The sequence below is a fragment of the Nocardioides sp. Leaf374 genome (assembly GCF_916862475.1).
GTDB lineage: Bacteria > Actinomycetota > Actinomycetes > Propionibacteriales > Nocardioidaceae > Nocardioides > Nocardioides kribbensis.
The window spans coordinates 20,990-42,181 of sequence record NZ_CAKASO010000009.1; the positions used below are offsets into that span (position 1 = coordinate 20,990).

Below are 21,192 nucleotides of genomic sequence, written 5' to 3' on the forward strand. Positions count from 1 at the left end.
CGGCCTCAGGGCAGGTCGAGGAGCTTCTCGCGCACGGCGTACATGACCGCCTCCATGCGCGAGTGCAGCTGGAGCTTCTCCAAGATGTTGCGCACGTGGTTCTTCACCGTGTTCTCGGAGATGAACAGGTTGCGGGCGATCTCGCGGTTGTTCATGCCCTTGGCCACGAGCCGGAGCACCTCGAGCTCGCGCTCGGTCAGGCGAAGGCCCGGCACGTGCTCGCGCTCGGGGCGCGACATCTGCTTGAACTCGTCGATCAGCTTGACCGCCATCGACGGGGAGATGAGGGACTGACCGTCGGCCACGACCCGGACGGCCTGGGCGACCTCCTCGATGGAGGAGTCCTTGAGCAGGTAGCCCGAGGCGCCGCTCTTGACCGCCTCGTAGAGGTCGGCCTCCTCGTCGGAGACCGTGAGCATGATGATCTTGGCCGACGGCACGGCCTCCTTGATGGCCAGGCAGGCCTCGATGCCCGAGCGCTTGGGCATCCTCACGTCGAGCAGCACGACGTCGGGCGCGACGGTCGAGGCGACCGTGGTGCCCTCGACGCCGTCGCCGGCCTCGCCGACCACCTCGATGCCGTCCTCGATCGCGAGGAGCATGGTCAGGCCCCGGCGGAAGAGCTCCTGGTCGTCGACGACGATGACCCGGACGTCCTCACGGGGGGCTGGGGTGGGGTCTGGCACGAGCGCATCATGGCACGTCCGGGCCCCTCGCGGGGCCCGGACGGACCAGGTGGTCGGGTGCTCGGGGCGGGCGGACCTCAGTCCTGGCCGAGGTCCTTCCCGAGATCGAGGGAGATGACGCCGTAGTCGTAGCCGCGACGGCGGTAGACGACCGCGGGCCGCTCGCTGTCCTTGTCGACGTAGAGGTAGAAGTCGTGCCCCACGAGCTCCATCTCGTAGAGCGCCTGGTCGAGGGTCATCGGGCTGGCCGGGTGGGTCTTCTCGCGCACGACGAGCGGTCCGTCGCCGGTGACGGTGATCGGGCCGACCTGCCGCTCCTGCACGGCCTCGTCGTCGGGGGCGAGGGTCTCGGGCTCGGTGACGTCGGCGAGGGCCTGACCCACCGAGACCGGGGTGCGGCGGCCGCGGTGCACCCGGCGCCGGTCGGCGGCGCGGCGCATCTGGGCGGCCATCTTGTCGAGGGCGAGGTCGAGGGCACCCATCTTGTCGTCGGCCGCGGCCTCGGCGCGGATGACGGGGCCCTTGGAGAAGGCGGTGAGCTCGACGTGGACGGCCCGGTCGTGCTGCCGGGGGTTGGGCTCGCAGTCCACCTCCACGTGGACCCGCATGATCCGGTGGTCGTGCTTCTCGAGCCGGGCGAGCTTCTCGGAGACGTGACTCCGGAAACCCTCCTTGATCTCGCAGTGACGTCCGGTGACCACAACTTCCATGTGAACCTCCTTGTGCGCGCCCGGGGGCGCGCCGTTGGTGTTGCTCAGCTCCTGGGCACGCCCTCCTGGGGGCAGGCGGACGCCCGGGGCCCGCGGGCCCCGGTGCGCGAGACGGGCTCTCGCCCCAGGGATGGAGTCCGCCCGGCCGACCTGGTCTTCGACCCCACACTCGCCTGCTGAGGCTCCCGCAGCTTCTCTGCCACTACCGACCTTCTCCCGCCGACGGCCGCATCTGACGGCCGGGACGAGGCAGGACTTACGACTAAGCCGCACCGTGCTCGTCGCCGCGCCGGGGGCGGACCCCCGGACGACGACTTACGTGGACCGTTTCGCCTGCGACTGGCATCGGCTTGCCGCTGACGCGTCCGGGCTGACCGGAGCGTCCTTGCGACGCAACCACGGACCCGGGCGGACTCCATGACGAGACACTAGGGGAGGCCGGGACCCGACGAAAGGGACGATCGGTCGAGTTCAGCAAACTCTTCGGATCGGCCCCGAGGAGCCGGAGCCCGGCGGCGGGTCGCGGCGACGGTCGCCACCGCGGCCACGCCGAGGCCGACGGCCTCCAGCGCCCGCTGCGCCTCCCGCGCGGTGACGCCCGTGGTGAGCACGTCGTCGCACAGCACGACGCGCACCCGGCGCGCCCCCACGCGTACGCCGAGGCGGCGCAGCCCCGGCGTGGGGCAGGTCAGCGACCCGGCGAGGTTGGCCGCCCGCTCGGCGGCCCCGAGGCCGGCCTGGTCGACCAGGCCGGGGCGGGTGCGCAGCAGGGGTGCCACCTCGACCCGCGCTCCCCCGCCGCGCAGGGCGGCCGCGGCCACGCGCACCATGGCCAGCGTGGGGTCGTGCCCGCGGGCCCGCACGCTGGCGGGGCGCGAGGGCACCGGCACGAGCACGACCACCGCGTCCGCAGCGTCGGACGCACCGGGGCCGGACCCCAGGGCGGCGGCCGCAGACCGCGCGAGCAGCCGCCCCAGCGGGGCGCGCAGCGAGAGCAGCCCGCGCTCCTTGTGCCCGAGCACGAGCTCGCGCAGCAGGTCGGCGTAGGCGGCGCACGCCCAGGGGGTCACCAGCCCGGGCGGCACCGGGTCGGGCCAGGTCACCGCGGCCGCGGTGGGCAGGGTCGCGCCGCAGGGCGCGCACAGCAGCCGCCCCGGGCGCGCGCAGCCCACGCAGCTGCTGCCCAGCAGCAGGTCGGTGACGGCGTCGCGCAGCAGCACCCCACGATCGCACCAGCCGCGAGGGCGGCGGGCAAGCGCGGCCGGGCCGGCCTGTGGAGGACCCGCGGGTCGCGCCGGGCTAGCCGACGTAGGCCAGCGAGCCGACCCCGTCGGCCAGCGGACGGGCCGCGGTCGGCAGGCCGGTCAGGTCGACCAGCCCGTCGGGGGTGAGGGCGTAGAGGACCTCCCCGGTCACCGGCGACCCGGCCAGCCCCGACGCGCGTCCGAGGGTCACCGACAGCCCCTCGGGCCCCGGGGGCGACCCGTCGACGCCGACGGCCCCGACGCGGGTGGTCTCCGGGCCCAGCCGCTGCATCACCGCCACGCTGGTCGGGCTGCGCCAGGCGACGTCGACGATGCGGCCCCGGCTGCCCTCGTCGGGACGCAGCTGGACCGGTCGGGTCACCCGCAGCACCTGGCCGCGGTCGTCGTAGCGCACCCGCGAGACCAGCAGCCGGTCGCGCTGCGGGCCGCGCACGACCGCCACGACGCGGCTGGCGTCGCGCGAGACGAGGAAGCGGCGTACGTCGGAGCCGCTCACGCCCGGCACGGTGACGCTGCGGCGGCGCTCGCCCACGAGCACGGAGACCTCGGCGCCGTCGGCGCCACGGTCGACCAGCCAGAGCCGGTCGCTGTGGTCCCAGGCGGGGGCGAGCAGGTCGGTGGCGCCCGGGACGACGCGCACCACCTTGCCCGAGCCGCGCACCGGCGCGGTGACCAGCGAGGTGCCGCCGTCGACGACGCCGGCCACGGTGGTGGCGGTGAGGTTGACCGCCACGCTCGACACGCCCACGGCCCGCGAGCCCAGCGGGCCGTCGACCGGCGCGAGCGTGTCGGGGCCGCCGGAGACGAGCAGGCCGTCGCGCAGGCCGTAGAGCAGCGAGCTGGACTGGAAGCCGACCGGGGAGTAGAGCGCCCCCTCGGTGACGCTGAAGCGGCCGTCGCCGCCGGGCAGCCGCACGGGCTGGCCGTTGACGCTGAGCTGCACCGCCTCGATGCGGGGGTCCTGGCGCAGGGTCCAGGCCAGCTGGGCCAGCAGCAGCTCGGTCTCGCGCTCGGAGGTCGGCGGGGTCGCGGGACCGGTGAGCGACACCTGCGCCACGCCGTCCTCGGAGACCGGCACCGACAGGTCGACCTCCAGGCCCGGGGGCAGGAAGGTGCTGCTCACCCCCGACGCGCCGCGGCCGGGGCCCTCGACCAGGCCCTCGACCAGGGAGCTGGCGAAGGTGTCGTCGACGGGGGCGTAGACGGGCTCGGGCACCAGGATCTCCGCCAGCGGGTCGACGAAGTAGAGCGAGACCTGGCGGAAGCGCTGGTCGAACCAGCTGTCGGGCACCACGAGCGCGTCGGGCGGGTCGCTGATGCGCAGGTCGCCGTCCTCGACGCGCACGGTGAAGGCCAGCTGGGAGCGCGCGGCCGAGAGCCGGCCCTGCCAGGCGCCGCGGGCGTCGAGCTCGGCGGCGCCGGTGAGCGCGACCACGACGCGGGTGCTGCCCTGGGGCAGCTGGCGGTCGTCGTAGGTGATGGTCGCCTGCTGGGGGTTCCAGGCCGCGGCGGCCTCGCGGGTGAGGTACTCCGAGGCCGTGGCGGTGTCGATGGGGCTGGCCTGCATGGCCGCGAGGAAGCCCTCCACCACCTCGGCCGCCGACATGCCCGGCTGCGGGGCGGGCGGGTCGATCGCCGGGGCGGCGCCCTCGTCGGAGGTGCTCGACCCCGTGCCGGCCTCGACGACCGGGCCCTCGTCGGGCAGCCCGACGCAGGCGATGGCCAGCGGGCCGACGAGCAGCAGCGCGAGCACGGCGAGGAGCGCGCGCGCCCGGCTGGTCACCGGGCGGTTCACCGGGCGGTTCACCGGGCGGTTCACCGGGCGGTTCACTAGGCGGTTCACTAGGCGGGTCACTGGGCGGGTCACACCGTCTCCACGGCGTCGTCGGGGATGAGCACGATGGGGCTGCGGCGCAGGGACGCGCCGGCGTGACGGGGCAGGGTGAGGCGGAAGTGCGCCCCCTCCCCCGGGCGGCCCCAGGCCTGGAGCCAGCCGCCGTGCAGGTGGGTGTCCTCCAGCGAGATCGACAGCCCCAGGCCGGTGCCGCCGCTGGTGCGCGCGCGGGCGGGGTCGGCACGCCAGAAGCGGTTGAAGACCATGGCCGACTCCCCCGGCGCCAGGCCCACGCCGTGGTCGCGCACCGCGACGGCGGCGGCGTGGTCGTCGGCGGCGACGCGCACGACCACCTCGACCGGCCCGCCCGGGTGGCGCGCGCCGGCGTGGTCGATGGCGTTGGTGACCAGGTTGCGGACGATGCGCTCGACCCGGCGTACGTCGGCCTCGGCGAGGCAGGGGTGGTCGGGGGCCTCGACGAGCAGCGCGACGTCGCGCTGGGCGGCGAGGGGGCGGGTGGCCTCCACCACGCGGTGGGCGACGTCGACGAGGTTGACGTCGTCGAGGTCGAGCACCGCCGCGCCGGCGTCGAAGCGGCTGATCTCGAGCAGGTCGACCAGGAGGGTCTCGAAGCGGTCGAGCTCGGTCTGGAGCAGCTCGGCGGCGCGACCGGTGACGGGGTCGAAGTCCGCGCGGGCGTCGTGGAGCACGTCGCCGGCCATGCGCACCGTGGTGAGCGGCGTGCGCAGCTCGTGGGAGACGTCGGAGACGAAGCGGCGCTGCACGCGGCTGAGCTCCTCGAGCTGGCGGATCTGGCGCTGCAGGTTGGAGGCCATCTGGTTGAACGACGTGGCCAGCCGCGCCAGGTCGTCCTCCCCGGTGACGCGCAGGCGCTCCTGGAGGCGACCCGCGGCGAGCCGCTCGGCCACGCGCCGTGCGAGCCGGATCGGGGTGACGACCTGCCGGGTCACCAGCCAGGTGACGCCGGCGACCAGCACCAGCAGCAGCGCGCCCGCGGTGAGCAGGGCGCGGGTGACCAGCGCCAGGGTGTCCTCCTCCTCGCTGAGCGGGAAGAGGAAGTAGAGGGTGTAGGTCTCACCGTCGGCCGGCAGCCGCACTTGCGAGCCCACCACGACCCCCGGCTCGCTCGACACCGCCTCGCCGCGCTCGTCGAGGCGGGTGAGCTCGGTGTAGGTCCACGCGATGCTGGAGGAGGTCGCGAAGTGCCGCACCAGCGAGTCGGGCACGCTGTCGCGGTCGAGCCAGGGGGTGTACGTCGCGCCCGCGCCCGTCGGGTCGGCGCCGACCGGACCCGCCAGCACCACCGCGAAGCCGCGGGTCTCGCCGCGCGAGATGATCGGCTGCACCAGGTCGCGCTGCTGGCCGACGGCGTCGAGGTTGAGGTTGATGGCGGCCTGCAGCCGCTCGTCGGCCTCGCCGGTCTCGCTGCCGACCTCGGCGAGCACGGCGTCGACACGGTTCTCCAGGAGCCCGTCGCGGGTCTGCTGCAGCAGGAACCACCCGACGACGCCGACCACGGCGGCCGAGAGCAGGACCGTGCTGACCACCACGCGGGCCTGGATGGAGCGGCGCCAGAAGGTGAGCGCGTGGCGCAGCCCGACCGGCAGGCGAGAGGCCGCCGGCAGGCGGGGCCAGGAGGACGCCACGTCGGCCCTAGGCCGTGCCGGCCTTGTAGCCGACACCCCGCACGGTCACGACGATCTCGGGGTTCTCCGGGTCGTGCTCGACCTTGGAGCGCAGCCGCTGCACGTGCACGTTGACCAGCCGGGTGTCCGCGGCGTGGCGGTAGCCCCAGACCTGCTCGAGCAGCACCTCGCGGGTGAAGACCTGCCAGGGCTTGCGGGCCAGGCAGACCAGCAGGTCGAACTCGAGCGGCGTGAGGCTGATGGGCGCACCGCCGCGGGTGACGGCGTGGCCGGCGACGTCGATGGACAGGTCGCCGATGTCGAGGGTCTCGGCCTGGGAGGTGGCGTCGAAGCGACGCACCCGCGCCCGGATCCGGGCGATGAGCTCCTTGGGCTTGAAGGGCTTGACGACGTAGTCGTCGGCGCCCGACTCGAGCCCGACGACGACGTCGACGGTGTCGCCCTTCGCGGTGAGCATGACGATCGGCACGCCGGACTCGGCGCGGATCTCCTTGCACACGTCGATGCCGTCCTTGCCGGGCAGCATCAGGTCGAGCAGCACGAGGTCGGGGCGGTAGTCGCGGAACTGCTCCACGGCCAGGTCGCCGCGGGTGCACATGCGGCTGTCGAAGCCCTCCTGGCGCAGCACGATGGTGAGCATCTCCGCCAGCGACGCGTCGTCGTCGACGACGAGGACCCGCCCCTTGGTGGTGTAGTCGCTCGGGCTCGCTGCCTGGCTCATGGCTCCATCCTGCACCCTGACGGGCGCGGGCGGGCCGGCGTGGTGCCGGCCCGCCCGCTCCTGCTCAGTAGCGGTACTGCTCCGACTTGTAGGGACCGGCGACGTCGACGCCGAGGTAGGCCGCCTGCTTGTCGCTGAGGGTGGTCAGCCGCACGCCGAGGGCGTCGAGGTGCAGGCGGGCCACCTCCTCGTCGAGGTGCTTGGGCAGCACGTAGACCCCGGTGGGGTACTCCACGGGCTTGGTGTAGAGCTCGATCTGGGCCAGCACCTGGTTGGTGAAGGAGTTCGACATGACGAAGCTCGGGTGGCCGGTGGCGTTGCCGAGGTTCATCAGGCGCCCCTCGGAGAGCACGATGATGGCGTGCTCGTCGCGCTCGCCCGCGGCCGGGAAGGTCCACACGTCGACCTGCGGCTTGACGTTCTTGCGCACGATGCCCTCGAAGGACTCCAGGCCGGCCATGTCGATCTCGTTGTCGAAGTGGCCGATGTTGCCGAGGATCGCGTTGTGCTTCATCCGCTGCATCTGCTCGACCGTCACGACGTCCTTGTTGCCGGTCGCGGTGATGATGATGTCGGCGGTGTCGACCACGTCGTCGAGGGTCGCGACCTGGTAGCCGTCCATGGCGGCCTGCAGCGCGCAGATCGGGTCGATCTCGGTCACGATGACGCGGGCGCCCTGGCCGCGCAGCGACTCCGCGGAGCCCTTGCCGACGTCGCCGTAGCCGCACACGACCGCGACCTTGCCGCCGATGAGGACGTCGGTGGCGCGGTTGATGCCGTCGACGAGGCTGTGGCGGCAGCCGTACTTGTTGTCGAACTTCGACTTGGTCACCGAGTCGTTGACGTTGATGGCCGGGAAGAGCAGCGAGCCCTCGCGCATCATGTCGTAGAGGCGCAGCACACCGGTGGTGGTCTCCTCGGTGACGCCCTTGATCTCGCCGGCGATCTGGGTCCAGCGGTCGGTGCTCTCGGCGAGGCTGGCGTTGAGCGCCTCGAAGATGATCCGCTGCTCGTGGCTGGTGGCCGAGGCCGGGTCGGGCGCCTCGCCCCTCTTCTCGGCGTCGACCCCGAGGTGCACCAGCAGGGTGGCGTCGCCGCCGTCGTCGAGGATCATGTTGGCGAAGCGGGGCTGGCCGTCGGCACCGGCGGGCCACTGCAGCACCTGCTGCGTGCACCACCAGTACTCCTCGAGCGTCTCGCCCTTCCACGCGTAGACCGGGACGCCCTGGGGGTCCTCCGGCGTGCCGTGCGGGCCCACCGCGACGGCGGCCGCGGCGTGGTCCTGGGTGGAGAAGATGTTGCAGGAGGCCCAGCGGACCTCGGCACCGAGCGCGGTGAGGGTCTCGATGAGCACCGCGGTCTGGATGGTCATGTGCAGCGAGCCGGTGATGCGGGCACCCGCCAGCGGCTTGGCGTCGCCGTAGCGCTCGCGCATCGCCATGAGGCCGGGCATCTCGTGCTCGGCCAGCTGGATCTCGGTGCGGCCGTAGTCGGCCAGGGAAAGGTCGGCGACCTTGAAGTCCATCGGTGTGTCTCCTCAGGAGGGGTGGAGCCAGGTCTGCGTCGCGCATCTGCGCATCGTCGGGATCTCCCACGCGGACCCTGCCAGGGTAGGCGGGGCCGAGAAGTTTCAGGAATTCCCGAGCAGCCGCTTGACCGGCACCACGTGGAGCACCGCCACGACCACGGCGCCCACCAGCAGCCCCACCAGGGCCGAGGCCAGGGTGTTGACCAGCCAGCCCGCGACGGCGCCGACGGCGGCCAGCGCGTCGTGGGCGCCCTCCTCCAGGTGGTGCACCAGGTCGTAGGGCGCGTGCCAGCCGAGCTCGTCGACACCGACGAGCAGGATGTGGCCGCCGACCCACAGCATCGCCGCGGTGCCGACGACCGAGATCACGGTGAGCAGCTTGGGCATGCCGGCCACCAGGGCGCGGCCGACCTTCTGCGCGAGGGCCGAGGAGCGCTGGGTGAGGCTCAGCCCGACGTCGTCGGTCTTCACGATCAGCGCGACCACGCCGTAGACCAGCACCGTGATCCCGATGGCCACCACCACGAGGATGAGCGCGCGGGAGACGAAGGCCTCCTCGGCGACCTCGTTGAGCGAGATGACCATGATCTCGGCCGAGAGGATCAGGTCGGTGCGGATGGCCCCGGCGACCATCGTCCGCTCCAGCTCCTCCGGCGAGCCCGAGGCGGCCGGGTCGGCCCCGTGGGCGCCGCCGTGACCGCTCAGCTTCTCCCAGACCTTCTCCGCGCCCTCGTAGCAGAGGAACGCACCGCCCAGCATGAGGACGGGCGTGAGCACCCAGGGCAGGAACTGCGAGAGCAGCAGCGCCGCCGGCAGGATGATGAGCAGCTTGTTGCGCAGCGAGCCGATCGCGATCTTGCGGATGATCGGCAGCTCGCGCTGCGCCGCGACGCCCTGCACGTACTGCGGGGTCACCGCCGTGTCGTCGACCACCACGCCGGCGGCCTTCACGCTCGCACGCCCCGCGGCGGCGCCGACGTCGTCGACCGAGGCGGCGGCCAGCTTGGCCAGCGCGGCGACGTCGTCGAGCAGCGCGAACAGCCCGCCGCTCATCGGCGCGGCTCGTCGGTCTGACGGGCCGCACGGGGCGCGGCGGCGGCGGGGGCGGGTCGATGGCTCGGCACGCGCTCACCCTAGCGTCGCGGCCGGGCCTCCCGGGCCGCGTCGGCCGCCGCGTCGGCGACGGCGCCGGCGATGACCTCCGCCTCCTGCGAGGCCACCGCGACGTCGGCGGCGTGGTCGACGCGCTTCTCGGCGAAGCCGAACGGGTCGACCAGGTGGCCCAGCACCGGCGCGACCCGCGGGGAGGCGAGCAGCAGCGCCAGCGCCACGGCCAGCGCCGAGGTCAGCACCAGGCCGAGCCACGGGTGGTCGGCGGTCCACGTCGTGTAGCCGGCGTACTCGGCGCCCTTCACGGCGAAGCCGTGGAAGAGGTAGACCACGAGGGTCCAGGCGCCCATGCGTGTGAACCACCCGCCGCGCCGCGGGACCAGCGCGAGGAACGACCAGGCCAGCACCGTGCCGCTGACCAGGAGCACCGAGCGCGTGAGGAAGGCCCGGGTGTCGCTGACGTCGAGCTCGCCGTAGAGCGCGCGGTAGTAGTACCACTCCGTGGAGGCCCAGGTGTCGGTCCAGGTGGTCAGCACCCAGGCCGCGACGAAGGCCACGACGGCCACCGGCCGCAGCCACGGCGCGCGGAGCCGCTCGAGCCGCTGCGGGGTCGCGGCGAGCCCGAGCACGAAGAAGGGCAGCAGCCCCAGCACGCGGGCCATGTCGAGGGTGTCGCCCGCCCACAGCCCCGCGGCCAGGCTGGTCAGGACCGCGACGGCGATCGCCGCCGCGGCCGGCAGCGCGGTGAACACCGGGGTCAGCAGGCGCCAGAAGAAGAGCGCCGAGAGGTACCACATCGGCCAGTGCGGGTCGCGGAACAGGTTCTCCAGCTCCTCGCCCCCGACGTGGATGCGGAAGAGCGCCAGGGCGCACTCGAAGAGCACGTACGGCACCGCCACGGTGCGCACCAGCTGCCACAGCCGGCGCCGGCTCCACGTGAAGGAGCGCGAGAGGTAGCCCGTCACGAACACGAAGGCGGGCACGTGCCAGGCGTAGAGGAAGTCGTAGAGGTGGTCGCGCAGCCCGCTCTCGGGCAGCAGCACCCAGGAGTGGCCGAGCACGACCAGGGTCACCAGCGCCATCTTGGCGTTGTCGAACCAGGGGTCGCGGGTGGTCGCCCGTCCAGTCATGCGGCCGCCTCGGTCAGTCGTCGACCAGGCCGAGGCTGACGTACTGCGCGGCGTAGCTGCCCGAGAGCAGCAGCGAGGCGTAGCGCGCGACCTCGGTGGTGGCCTCGGTGGTGACCGTCTCCACCCGTACGCCGCGGGCGTCGGCGGCCGCCGTCAGCCGGCCGCGCTGCTCGCCCACCAGCGGGTCGTCGCTGCCGTCGTCGAGCACGATGAGGATCGGGCGCAGGTCGCCGCCACCGTCGGCGAAGGGGTCGACGAAGACGTCGCGCGGGCGCGCCGCCTCGAGCACGGGCAGCAGCTGCTCGACGTCGCCGGCCAGGGCGTTGCGCCCCGTGGCGCGTCGCAGCGACTCCGCGAGCCGGCGCGCCGCGCGGGCGGCGAGCACCGAGCCGCCCCACACGACCGGGTTGGCGTCGGCCAGCGCGATGGCCAGCATCTTGGCGGGGTTGACCGCGATGTCGCGGTGCGGCGAGCAGGCGATCGCCACCGCGTCGAGCGCCTCCGCGACGCTGTCGGCGTCGGCCCGCGGGCCCAGGCCCACGCGGTCGAGGTAGGTGAGCATGACCACCGCGATGGCCAGCTGGTCGGTGGTCGCGGTCGGGAGGATGGTGCTGTAGCGGCCGGCGGCGTGCTCGGCCACGCTCGAGCCGGGCGCGCAGGCCACGACGACCTGGCAGCCGCGGCGCACGGCCTCGGCCAGGGCCGACTTGGTGCCGGGGTCGCCTCCGTCGGGCGCCAGCACGACCACGAGGTCGAGGCTGCCCGCCCAGCCGGGCAGCGACGGGCCGGCCCACGCCACGAACGGCACCGGGCACCACGGCTCCAGCACGGCGCGCAGGAGCCGGGAGTCGGGGCCGGCGGCGATGACGGCGCGCGGGCGGGAGAACTCCTGGCTGCGCACGACCGCCTCGTCGAGGGCGGGGGCGGCCTCGCCCGCCTCGCGGCGCACGCGCGCGCCCGACTCCGCCAGCCCGCGCAGGCGCAGGTCGGCGGTCGAGAGGGCGGCCGCGTCGTCGAGCCGGGACTCGTCGAACCAGCTCACGGCGTGCGGGCCTCGTCGACGAGCAGCACGGGGATGTCGTCGCGCACCGGGTAGGCCAGCCCGCAGCCCTGGCAGACCAGCTCGACGGCCCCCGCGGCGGCGGGGGTCTCGGTCAGGTCGGAGCGGCAGGCGGGGCACACGATGATCGCCAGCAGCGAGGGGTCGAGCGCCATCAGAGCGCCCCTCCCCCACGGATCAGGCCCAGGACCTCGTCGCGGATGGTGCTCATGGTCTCCTCGTCCCTGCCCTCGGCGTTGAGCCGGAGGAGCGGTTCGGTGTTGGACGGCCTCACGTTGAAGGTCCAGTCGGCATGGGTCACGCTCAGCCCGTCGAGCCGGTCGACGGTGACCCCGGGTCGCTCGGCGTACGCCGCCTCGACGGTGGCCATGACGGCCACGGGGTCGGCGACGGTGGAGTTGATCTCGCCGCTGACGGGATAGGGGTCGTAGTCGGCCAGCAGGCTCGACAGCGGCTGGTCGGTCTCCGCCAGCGCGGCGAGCACGTGCAGGGCGGCCAGCATGCCCGAGTCGGCCCGCCAGAAGTCGCGGAAGTAGAAGTGGCCGCTGTGCTCGCCGCCGAAGACCGCGTCGGTCTCGGCCATCGTGGCCTTGATGAAGGAGTGGCCGACGCGGGTGCGCACCGGCGTGCCGCCCAGGCGCGTGACCAGCTCGGGCACCGCCCGGCTGGTGATGAGGTTGTGGATGACCGTCGCGCCCGGCTCCTTGGCCAGCTCGCGGGCGGCGATGAGGGCGGTGACCGCCGAGGGCGGCACGGGCACGCCGCGCTCGTCGACGAGGAAGCAGCGGTCGGCGTCGCCGTCGAAGGCCAGCCCGACGTCGGCGCCCTCGGCGAGCACCCGGGCCTGGAGGTCGCGCAGGTTCTCCGCGTCGATCGGGTTGGCCTCGTGGTGGGGGAAGGTGCCGTCGAGCTCGAAGTACATCGGCACCAGGTCGACGACGTCGGCGCCGAGGCGCTCAAAGACTGCGGGCGCGGTGTGGCCGGCCATGCCGTTGCCGGCGTCGGCGACCACGCGCAGCGGGCGACCCCGACCACCGGTGCCGACCGGGGCGAGCGAGAGCAGGTGGGCGGCGTAGGCCTCGAGCACGTCGTGCTCGCTGATCGAGCCGGTCGAGGCGGTGAGCGGCCCGTCGGGCGCGAGGACCCGGTCACGGATCTCGGCGAGCCCGGTGTCCAGCCCGATGGGCGCGGCGTGCGCACGGCAGAGCTTCATCCCGTTGTACTGGGCCGGGTTGTGGCTCGCCGTGAACATCACGCCCGGCAGGCCGAGGTGGCCCGAGGCGAAGTAGAGCTGGTCGGTCGAGGCGAGCCCGATGTGGACGACGTCGGCGCCCGCCTCGCTCGCACCTTCGGCGAAGGCGCCCGCCATGCCCGGCGAGCTCGGTCGCATGTCGTGCCCGACGACGACGGTCGTGGCCCCCACGACCTCCACGAACGCGCGCCCCACCGCCCGGGCGAGCTCCTCGTCGATCTGGTCGGGCACGGTCCCGCGCACGTCGTAGGCCTTGAAGACGGCCGCGATCGAAGCGGCGTCGAGGGTCGAGGGCATGACCGGAGCCTAGTCGTGGCGACCGTGGGTCTGCGCAGGGGCCGAGCACGGGCCACGGCGACCGAGCGGCCCCGGAGCCGGTGGGCCGGGCTCAGTGGTCGGTCGTGAGCATGCGCAGGTGACCCTTGCGGCCGGTCTCGCGTCCGGAGCCCGACTCGGAGGTCTGCTGCCGGGGATCGCCGACGACCTCGGGGGCCGGGCGGCGCGGCGCCGGCCGGGCGGCCTCGCGCACGGCGTCGGCGAGCGCGAGCAGGTCGTCGTTCGACGGGCCGCGGTCGACGGTGTCGCGCTGCAGGCGCAGCACCTCCCACCCGCGCGGGGCCGAGAGGCGCTCGCTGTGGGCCTCGCAGAGGTCGTAGGCGTGCGGCTCGGCGTAGGTCGCCAGGGGGCCCAGGACGGCGGTCTGGTCGGCGTAGACGTAGGTCAGGGTCATGACGGCGGGCCGGCCGCACGCGGTGCGGGAGCAGCGGCGGGCGGAGGTCACGCGGTGACGCTACCCCGCCACCGGTGCGCATCGGATTAGGCTCGCCCCGTGCCTCCCCCGACGCCTGAGACCACCCGCGGCGGACCGCGTCGCCGTGACCGCCGGGGCCGCGGCATGCGCGGTCCCGCGGTGATGCCGCAGCGCCCCGGCACGGTCGCCGTGCGCACCGCGCGGGAGCGCTTCGACCGGCTCGTCGTCGACATCGTCAGCGAGATCGACGAGCGCTGGCAGGACCGCCTCGGCCTGGTCGAGTACGGCGTCGAGGACACCCCCCAGGTGCCCGACGACTGGACGAGCGAGACCGTGCCGCTCTCGACCCTCGTGCCCGCCAGCGGCGGGCGGCCGGCCCGTCTGGTGGTCTTCCGCAGGCCGATCGAGCACCGCGCCGAGACCCGCTCGGAGCTCGAGGCGCTCGTGCTCACCGTCGTGGTGGAGCAGGTCGCCGACCTGCTGGGCATGGCGGCGGAGGACGTCGACCCGAGGTACTCCGACCTCGACGACTGACGCCGGCCGCGCAGTCCGCCTCAGCCGAGCCCGGGGCGTACGGCGGGGACCAGTGCGCTGCGCACGAGGTCGCGCAGCGGCACCACCACCGACCCGTCGGGGCCGGCACGCAGCAGGGAGGCGACGACCTCGGCACGTGACGGCACCACCCGCACCAGCACGGCGCCGTCAGGCAGCGCGACGCTCGTGCCGCGGTCGGGGCCGACCTCGGTCCGTCGGGTGCGCAGCGGTCGACCCTCGGCGTCCCACGCCTCCACCTCGACCACGCCGGCGGTGGCGGCGCCGCCCAGGACCAGCTCGGCCCCACCGGGGCCCGGGGGCACGACGGCCGCGGTGGCGCCCGTGACCAGCGGCCCGGCGACCGTCTCGGCGAGGTCGCCGTCGACGGAGGACCGCAGCGTGGCGGTGACGGGTGCGGAGGAGGTGACCGCCAGGCCCAGCGCGCCGTCGGCCGCCGGCGACGACAGCAGGGCACCGAGCGAGACCACCTTGACGCTGCCGGGGTCGACGACGAGCTCCGGCAGCTCCTCGGGGGCGAACACCGACTGCGCGGTCACGATCCCCACCTGCACCCTGACCGCGTCGTCACCGGGGTTGGCGACCACGAGGGTGCGGCGACCGTCACCGGCCGGCACCCCGAGCAGCAGGTTGTCGGTGCGGGGCTCGGCCTGCGAGGGCAGCCACTCCCGGGAGGCCGCGGCTGCGCCGAGCTCCTCGAAGGAGTCGACGACGGTGGCGGCGATGCGGCCCCGGTCGGTCGTGACCCGCAGGGTGAGCTCCTCGCGGCGTGGGACTAGCTCGGCGAGGTCGAGGCGCAGCGTGCGTCCGGGCCCCACCGCGACGCCGCGCAGCCGCTCGGCGTCGAGGGCGCCGGACTGGCTGTAGACGGCGACGTCGGCGACGGCCGGGCCGCCGTCGGGGTTGTGCAGCTCGAGCACGGAGGTGTGGGCCCCGCCGGCGCCCACGCCGGTGAACCACTGGTCGGAGGACGGCGGCGGGCAGTCCACCGCGCTCGTCGCGTCGCGGGCCGAGCGCCCGGCGACCAGGCCGGGCGCCCTCTCGCCCTCGCCGGTGACCTCGACGCTGCCGTCGTCGTCGAGCCCGGCGGTGACCCCGTCGCCGACCTCGACCTCCTCCTCGCCCGCGGCCACCGTGCCAGGGGCGCCGGCGTCGCTGCCGACCACGACCCGACCGCCGTCGGCGGCACGCGGGCACACCAGGGTGCTGCGCGTCAGGGCGGCCTCCGACGGTGGCTGGGCCCCCGGTGCGGCCACCTCGTCGGGACCACCCACCGCGAGCGCGGACAGCAGCACCAGCAGCGGCAGCACGACCGCCAGGACGACGGTGGGCGCCAGACGTCCCCCCCGGACCTGCTCCGACCTGCGACCGCTCATCGCGCTCGCCTCCTCTCACGGGTGGGTGCGCCGAGCACCACGACCGCCACCGCACCGAGCAGCTGCACGCCGAGGAGCGCGACGTGGAGCCACGAGCGCGGCCCGTCGAGGGCGGCGGGGTCGAGCTCGCGGGCGACGCGCCAGGCGCGGGTCGAGCGGTCCTCGGCGCTGGCCTGCACCAGGCCGCCGGTGGCGTCGAGGTCGGCGGCGACGTCGCCGTCGGCGGGCGAGGGCAGCACGACGTACTCGATCCCCTCCCCGGCGAGGGCGTCGACGACCGCAGGGGTCGGGCGGGCGGTCAGCTCGCGGACGTCGGCGGCCAGGCTGCCGTCGCCCCCGCCGAGCGCCAGCACCTCGTCCTCGCCGAGGGTGGTGCCGTCGCCGCGCACGACGGAGTAGGTGAGGCCCTGCGACACGTCGCCGCGCAGCACCAGGATGCCGTGCTCGGGGCCGAGCTCGGCGCGCTGCACCATGTAGGCCGGGATGTCGTCGTCGACGGAGTCGGCGAGGGCGTCGTCGGGCCCCGCCACGAACCACCCGAGGGTGGCCAGCGGCACGAGCCCGGCCAGGGCGGCACCGACCAGGACCCCGCCCCGCAGCAGTCCCCGGGCCTCGCGCCTGGCCGACTCCCAGGCACCCATCGCCCCGAGGACGGTCGCGGTGACGAGAGCGCCCTGGAGCAGGACGACGAGCGCACCGAGGCCGGCCGGCGTCGAGGTGGCCGCCAGGGCGAACGAGACCGAGGAGAGGCCCAGCGCGAGCAGGGCCGCGACGGCGGCGGCCAGCCAGCACACCAGCACCGGCACCCGCGTCGCGCGCGGCACCAGCGCGAGCACGGCCAGCACGGCGGGCACGAGCCCGAGCGCCACCGGGGCGCCGAGGTCGCTGACCCGTCCGGCCAGCAGGTCGAGCCCCCCGAGCGCGGCGTGCGGGAGGCGGCCCGGCTCGAGCAGCAGGCCGGCGCCCGCGCCCTCGCCCAGCGCGCCGACCCACCACGGCGAGAGCAGCACCACCGGCACGAGCAGGGCGGTGACCGGCGGGCCCCAGACCGAGCGGTCGCGCACCACCGCACGGAGCAGGAGCGCGGCGCACAGCAGCACGACCACGCCCAGGACGGCGGCGAAGAGCCACGCCGCCGGACCGAAGGCGGTGACGAGGGCCAGCAGCAGACCGCTGCGCCAGGCCGCGCGCCAGCGGCGGTCGGGCGCCGGGTCGGCGAACCCGAGGGCGGCGTGGGCCAGCCACGGCAGCAGCGAAGCGGCCACGACCGGCCCGAGGCGACCGGCGCCCCAGGCCCCGCTGGCCACGGGCACGAGCGCGAAGACCGTCGACCCCCACAGCAGCAGCCACCGCGGCATCCCGCGCGGCGAGACCAGGCGTCCCACGACACGCAGGAAGCGCCACGAGCCCCACAGCGCCACCGGCACCGCCAGCACCAGCACCGCGCTCAGCGCCGCGGCGGGCGAGCCGAGCAGCAGGCCGCCCAGCAGCGCGAGCGGAGCGACGTACGGCGGAGCGGGCACGGCCGTCCCCTGCCCGATGGCGTGCCACGACTCGGTGTGCAGGCGCCACCACGAGCCGACCGCGTCGGGCACCGGCGAGAGCGCGCCGCCCACGACCGACCCGAAGGCCTCGCGCGCTCCCACCACGGCGAGGAGCACGACCAGGGTCAGCACGACCGCGACGGGGTTGGTGACGAAGCGCGCGACGACACCGGTGTCGGCGTAGGGGGCGTCCTCGTCGTCCTCGGCCGGTCGCCGCGCGGCGAAGGAGGCCGGGTCGAGCTCGGCCGCGGCGGCGCGTCGCCGCTCGGCGACGTCGGCGGCCTGGTCGGTGGCGGCGGCGAGGAGGTCGGACACGGCGTCGAGGCCGTGGCGGTAGGGCAGCCAGCGTGGCGCGAGGAGGCCGCGCACCTCCTCCGACGGGGCGGTGCGGGCCTCACGACGCTCGCGACGCGCGGCCAGCACGGCCCGCGGCCGGGCGGCGATGTTGACCAGGGCGGCGAGCTCGTCGAGGGCCTCGCCCACCGCCCGCACCAGCAGGAACCCCACGACGCGCAGCAGCGTGCCGAGGGCCAGGCGCAGCGCCTGCAGGGGCCAGAGCCGGTGGTCGGAGTTGACGAGCAGGGTCCACAGCGCGGCGCGCCGCTCCTGGTAGTGGGTGTGGCGTCCGGTCAGGGGCGTGCGGCGCAGCCCCCGGTGGGCGGCCTCGGCGTGGAAGACGACGGCGCTGGGCACGACGAGCGTGTGGTGGCCGGCGGCGGCGGCGCGCCAGCCGAAGTCGAGGTCGTTGCCGAAGATCGGGAGGTGCTCGTCGAAGCCGCCCACCTCGTCGAGCACCGAGCGGCGCACGAGCATCCCCGCGGTGTTGACGGCCAGCACCCGGCGCACCTGGTCGTGCTGGCCCTGGTCGTACTCGCCGCGCTCGAGACCGGTCTCGCGGCGCCCCGTGCCCGAGATCGTCGCGCCGACCTCCAGGAGGCGTCGCAGCGAGGGCCACTCGCGCAGCTTGGGGCCCAGCACCGCGGCCTCGGGGTGCTCGGCCGCCGCGGCGAGGAGGGCCTCGAGGGCGCCGGGGTCGGGGTTGGCGTCGTCGTGGAGGAGCCAGACCCAGTCGTCGGGGGCGGTGCCGGGGGCGCCGTGGGGTCCGGCGTCGACCCGGGCGAGGCCCTCGCGCACCGCGGCGGGGTAGGACGTCGAGCCCGGCACCACGTGGACCGGCCCGCAGGCGGCCTCGAGCAGGGCCACGCTGTCGTCGCGGCTGGTCGTGTCGACGGCGACGACGCGGTCGACGGGCCGGGTCTGGCCCGTCACGCCGTCGACGACCGCGGGCAGCCAGCGCGCTCCGTCGTGGCTGACCACGAGGGCGACGACGGCAGGGCTTTCCGAGGCGGGCACGACCGCAGACCCTAACCGCCGCGGTGGGGACGCCGAAATGAGAGCGGCCCCGGTCGAGGACCGGGGCCTGCACTCAGACTGCGCGCTTCTTCAGCTTGCGGCGCTCCCTCTCGGAGAGCCCGCCCCAGATGCCGAAGCGCTCGTCGTTCATCAACGCCGACTCGAGGCAGTCGTCTCGGACCTCGCAGGTGAGGCACACCTTCTTGGCCTCCCTGGTCGATCCCCCCTTCTCGGGGAAGAAAGCCTCCGGGTCGGTCTGCGCACAGAGTGCACGCTCCTGCCAGCCCGCCTCGTCGGCGTCGGATTCGAGGAGAAAGAGTTCTCTCACGGCGCTCGCCCTTTCGACCCTGCATTGCTTTGGTGATGCATGAGGTGTTGCTCGTGGGGGTGTGCTGCCCGCGGCTGCGGCCGGGCCGGGAACCAGGTGGAACCGTGAACAACACTGCGGGAATTACATGCCTGTCGTGCACCGTAAGTCAAGCCCGGTTCTGGTATGGCACCATCCCGCGCGCGCACCACGACCGACCGGCTGCCGGGCATGGCCCGGACGGGCCATGGCGGGCCACCCGCCTGTGCCTGCCGCACGGTCCTCGGCCCGGGTGCGGCACAGTGGAGCCCATGCGCGAGATCACCGTCCTGTCCGGCGGCATGGGCGGGGCCCGCTTCCTCGAGGGCCTGCTCCACGGCATCGCCGAGGGGCTGCTGCCCGGGGTCGCCCCCGACGCCCGGGTCACCGTGGTGGCCAACACCGCCGACGACCTGTGGGTCCACGGCCTCAAGGTCTGCCCCGACCTCGACACCGTCATGTACACCCTCGGCGACGGCATCGACCCCGAGCGCGGCTGGGGTCGGCGCGAGGAGACGTGGAGCGTGCGCACCGAGCTGGCCGAGTACGGCGTGGAGCCGACCTGGTTCGGGCTCGGCGACCGCGACGTGGCCACCCACCTGGTGCGCACGCAGATGCTCGACGCCGGCTACCCACTCTCCCAGGTCACCGAGGCGCTGTGCCGACGCTGGCGGCCGGGCGTCCGCCTGCTCCCGATGAGCGACGACCGGGTCGAGACCCACGTGGCGATCGCCGACGCCGAGGCGCCGAGCGGTCGGCGCGTCGTGCACTTCCAGGAGTACTGGGTCCGCCTGCGCGCCTCGGTGCCGGCCGAGGCCGTGGTGGTGGTGGGCCTCGACGAGGCGCGCCCGGCCCCCGGCGTCGTGGAGGCCGTGGCCGAGGCCGACCTCGTGCTCGTGCCCCCCTCCAACCCCGTCGTGTCGGTCGGCACCATCCTCGGCGTGCCCGGGATCCGCGAGACCCTGCGCGCCACCGCCGCTCCCGTGGTCGGCCTCTCCCCCATCGTCGGCGGCACCCACGTGCGCGGCATGGCGGCCCAGGTCCTGCCCGCGATCGGTGTCGAGGTCAGCGCCCGGGCGGTCGGGCTGCACTACGGCGCCCGCTCCGCCGGCGGGGTCCTCGACGGCTGGCTGGTCGACTCCGCCGACGCCGACGCCCTCCCCGCGCTGCGCGAGGCCGGGCTGGCCGCCGAGGCCGTGCCGCTGATGATGACCGACGTCGACGCGACGGCCCGGATGGTCGCGGCCGCACTGGCCCTGGTGGCCGCCCCCCGCCCGTGAGCGAGCCGGGCGGTGAGCTGAGCGTCGTGGCCCCCGACGGCGTGCCCGAGGTCGGGGCGGGCGACGACCTCGTCGGCCTGCTGCTGCCGCTGGTCGCGCTGCAGGACGGCGACGTCCTGGTCGTCACCAGCAAGGTCGTCAGCAAGGCCGAGGGCCGGGTGCGCGTCGGCGGGCGCGAGGAGGCCGTGGCCGAGGAGACCGTGCGGGTGGTCGCACGTCGTGGCCCGACCCGCATCGTGCGGACCCGCCACGGGCTGACCATGGCCGCGGCCGGCGTGGACGCCTCCAACGTCGCGCGCGGCTCGGTCGTGCTGCTCCCCCTCGACCCCGACCGCTCGGCGCGCGGCCTGCGCGAGGAGGTCCGGCGCCGCTCGGGCCGCAACGTGGCCGTGGTCGTCACCGACACCGCCGGCCGCGCCTGGCGCGAGGGGCAGACCGACATCGCGGTGGGGGCGGCCGGCCTGCGCGTCGCCGAGGACTACGCCGGCCGGGTGGACGCCCACGGCAACGAGCTCGCCGTGACGCTGCCCGCGGTCGCCGACGAGATCGCCGGCGCCGCGGAGCTGGCGCAGGGCAAGCTCGGGGCCCGTCCGGTGGCCGTGGTGCGCGGCCGGGCCGACCTCGTCCTCCCCCCGGACGACCACGGCCCGGGTGCCCGCACGCTGGTGCGTCCCGAGGGCGGCGACCTCTTCGGGTTCGGCGCCCGCGAGGCGGTGGTGCGGGCCCTGGCCGGCGACCCGGCCGACCGGGCTCCCTTCGGGGCTCCGGCCACCGCCGAGGAGCTGGCCGACGCCGTCGGGCTCGTCACCGGCCGGCGACCGCGTCCCGGTCCCGACGGAGGCCTGCGCGCCCCGGCCCACCCCGCCCTGGCCGCCCTCGCCTTCGCCCACGGCTGGCTGGTGGAGCCGCCGGGGTCACCGCTCGGTGACGATCGGGCCGCCGAGGCCCACCTGCGCCCGCCGGGTCCGTAGACTCACCCGGCAGGCTCACCCGAGAGGGGGACCCGCACCGACCCGCGCACCCGCAC

General features: G+C 75.0%; 19 protein-coding genes. 3 read left to right on the forward strand and 16 right to left on the reverse strand.

Translation table 11 applies throughout. The features are described 5' to 3' along the window. Positions 1-5: 5 nt before the first annotated feature. The 13 genes from LPA27_RS06265 to LPA27_RS06325 form a co-directional block, all read right to left on the reverse strand. Entirely contained in the window at positions 6-686 is a 681-nt protein-coding gene (locus tag LPA27_RS06265; protein ID WP_056863968.1) for a response regulator, read from the reverse strand. A 77-nt stretch (positions 687-763) separates the two neighbouring features. Further along, complete coding sequence (gene hpf, locus LPA27_RS06270) at positions 764-1,396, reverse strand: ribosome hibernation-promoting factor, HPF/YfiA family (protein WP_228941901.1); 633 nt, start codon at positions 1,394-1,396, stop codon at positions 764-766. 428 nt (positions 1,397-1,824) lie between these two features. Further along, complete coding sequence (locus LPA27_RS06275; RefSeq protein ID WP_228941902.1) at positions 1,825-2,616, reverse strand: ComF family protein; 792 nt, start codon at positions 2,614-2,616, stop codon at positions 1,825-1,827. 79 nt (positions 2,617-2,695) lie between these two features. Beyond that, the gene (locus tag LPA27_RS06280; RefSeq protein WP_228941903.1) at positions 2,696-4,468 is read right to left on the reverse strand and encodes an LpqB family beta-propeller domain-containing protein; all 1,773 of its coding nucleotides are present in this window, start codon (positions 4,466-4,468) and stop codon (positions 2,696-2,698) included. 56 nt (positions 4,469-4,524) lie between these two features. Then, positions 4,525-6,162, reverse strand: a complete 1,638-nt coding sequence (gene mtrB / locus LPA27_RS06285) for an MtrAB system histidine kinase MtrB (RefSeq protein ID WP_228941904.1) — start codon at positions 6,160-6,162, stop codon at positions 4,525-4,527. A gap of 7 nt (positions 6,163-6,169) precedes the next feature. Next, positions 6,170-6,883, reverse strand: a complete 714-nt coding sequence (gene mtrA / locus LPA27_RS06290) for an MtrAB system response regulator MtrA (RefSeq protein WP_056863963.1) — start codon at positions 6,881-6,883, stop codon at positions 6,170-6,172. A gap of 64 nt (positions 6,884-6,947) precedes the next feature. Then, complete coding sequence (gene ahcY, locus LPA27_RS06295; protein WP_056863962.1) at positions 6,948-8,408, reverse strand: adenosylhomocysteinase; 1,461 nt, start codon at positions 8,406-8,408, stop codon at positions 6,948-6,950. 105 nt (positions 8,409-8,513) lie between these two features. Next, on the reverse strand, positions 8,514-9,464 hold the full coding sequence (locus LPA27_RS06300; RefSeq protein ID WP_056863961.1) for a DUF808 domain-containing protein: 951 nt from the start codon (positions 9,462-9,464) through the stop codon (positions 8,514-8,516). Positions 9,465-9,544: 80 nt separating this feature from the next. After that, positions 9,545-10,651, reverse strand: coding sequence for an acyltransferase family protein (locus tag LPA27_RS06305; RefSeq protein WP_056863960.1), 1,107 nt, complete (start codon positions 10,649-10,651; stop codon positions 9,545-9,547). Between the two features lie 13 nt (positions 10,652-10,664). After that, positions 10,665-11,693, reverse strand: a complete 1,029-nt coding sequence (locus LPA27_RS06310; RefSeq protein WP_228941905.1) for an SIS domain-containing protein — start codon at positions 11,691-11,693, stop codon at positions 10,665-10,667. Next, entirely contained in the window at positions 11,690-11,866 is a 177-nt protein-coding gene (locus LPA27_RS06315; protein WP_082500203.1) for a Trm112 family protein, read from the reverse strand. Before LPA27_RS06315 ends, LPA27_RS06310 begins: the two co-directional genes overlap by 4 nt. Further along, complete coding sequence (locus LPA27_RS06320; protein WP_056863958.1) at positions 11,866-13,260, reverse strand: phosphomannomutase/phosphoglucomutase; 1,395 nt, start codon at positions 13,258-13,260, stop codon at positions 11,866-11,868. Before LPA27_RS06320 ends, LPA27_RS06315 begins: the two co-directional genes overlap by 1 nt. A gap of 91 nt (positions 13,261-13,351) precedes the next feature. Continuing rightward, positions 13,352-13,744, reverse strand: a complete 393-nt coding sequence (locus tag LPA27_RS06325) for a DUF3499 domain-containing protein (protein ID WP_056863957.1) — start codon at positions 13,742-13,744, stop codon at positions 13,352-13,354. 48 nt (positions 13,745-13,792) lie between these two features. Between LPA27_RS06325 and LPA27_RS06330 the strand changes: the two genes are divergently transcribed. Beyond that, entirely contained in the window at positions 13,793-14,248 is a 456-nt protein-coding gene (locus LPA27_RS06330) for a metallopeptidase family protein (RefSeq protein WP_056863956.1), read from the forward strand. 20 nt (positions 14,249-14,268) lie between these two features. Here LPA27_RS06330 and LPA27_RS06335 read toward each other — a convergent pair whose 3' ends face one another. The 3 genes from LPA27_RS06335 to LPA27_RS06345 form a co-directional block, all read right to left on the reverse strand. Then, positions 14,269-15,642: a DUF5719 family protein gene (locus tag LPA27_RS06335; protein ID WP_228941906.1), complete on the reverse strand. Its 1,374-nt coding sequence runs from the start codon at positions 15,640-15,642 to the stop codon at positions 14,269-14,271. Then, a complete protein-coding gene (locus tag LPA27_RS06340) occupies positions 15,639-18,539 on the reverse strand; it encodes a glycosyltransferase family 2 protein (RefSeq protein ID WP_228941907.1) in 2,901 nt (966 codons plus the stop codon). The genes LPA27_RS06335 and LPA27_RS06340 overlap by 4 nt, the downstream gene beginning before the upstream one ends. Before the next feature lie 73 nt (positions 18,540-18,612). Next, positions 18,613-18,867 (reverse strand): WhiB family transcriptional regulator, encoded by a 255-nt coding sequence (locus LPA27_RS06345; protein WP_056863953.1) that lies wholly within the window; start codon positions 18,865-18,867, stop codon positions 18,613-18,615. A gap of 290 nt (positions 18,868-19,157) precedes the next feature. Between LPA27_RS06345 and cofD the strand changes: the two genes are divergently transcribed. Both cofD and cofE read left to right on the forward strand, forming a co-directional pair. Continuing rightward, on the forward strand, positions 19,158-20,165 hold the full coding sequence (gene cofD, locus LPA27_RS06350; RefSeq protein WP_228941908.1) for a 2-phospho-L-lactate transferase: 1,008 nt from the start codon (positions 19,158-19,160) through the stop codon (positions 20,163-20,165). After that, the gene (gene cofE, locus LPA27_RS06355) at positions 20,162-21,136 is read left to right on the forward strand and encodes a coenzyme F420-0:L-glutamate ligase (protein ID WP_228941909.1); all 975 of its coding nucleotides are present in this window, start codon (positions 20,162-20,164) and stop codon (positions 21,134-21,136) included. The genes cofD and cofE overlap by 4 nt, the downstream gene beginning before the upstream one ends. Positions 21,137-21,192: the final 56 nt, after the last annotated feature.

Excerpts from the sequence above, each read along its gene's own strand:
- hpf (WP_228941901.1), bottom strand. The coding sequence starts at position 1,396 with ATGGAAGTTGTGGTCACCGGACGTCACTGCGAGATCAAGGAGGGTTTC.
- mtrA (WP_056863963.1), bottom strand. The coding sequence starts at position 6,883 with ATGAGCCAGGCAGCGAGCCCGAGCGACTACACCACCAAGGGGCGGGTC.
- ahcY (WP_056863962.1), bottom strand. The coding sequence starts at position 8,408 with ATGGACTTCAAGGTCGCCGACCTTTCCCTGGCCGACTACGGCCGCACC.
- LPA27_RS06300 (WP_056863961.1), bottom strand. The coding sequence starts at position 9,464 with ATGAGCGGCGGGCTGTTCGCGCTGCTCGACGACGTCGCCGCGCTGGCC.
- LPA27_RS06305 (WP_056863960.1), bottom strand. The coding sequence starts at position 10,651 with ATGACTGGACGGGCGACCACCCGCGACCCCTGGTTCGACAACGCCAAG.
- LPA27_RS06315 (WP_082500203.1), bottom strand. The coding sequence starts at position 11,866 with ATGGCGCTCGACCCCTCGCTGCTGGCGATCATCGTGTGCCCCGCCTGC.
- LPA27_RS06320 (WP_056863958.1), bottom strand. The coding sequence starts at position 13,260 with ATGCCCTCGACCCTCGACGCCGCTTCGATCGCGGCCGTCTTCAAGGCC.
- LPA27_RS06335 (WP_228941906.1), bottom strand. The coding sequence starts at position 15,642 with ATGAGCGGTCGCAGGTCGGAGCAGGTCCGGGGGGGACGTCTGGCGCCC.
- cofD (WP_228941908.1), top strand. The coding sequence starts at position 19,158 with ATGCGCGAGATCACCGTCCTGTCCGGCGGCATGGGCGGGGCCCGCTTC.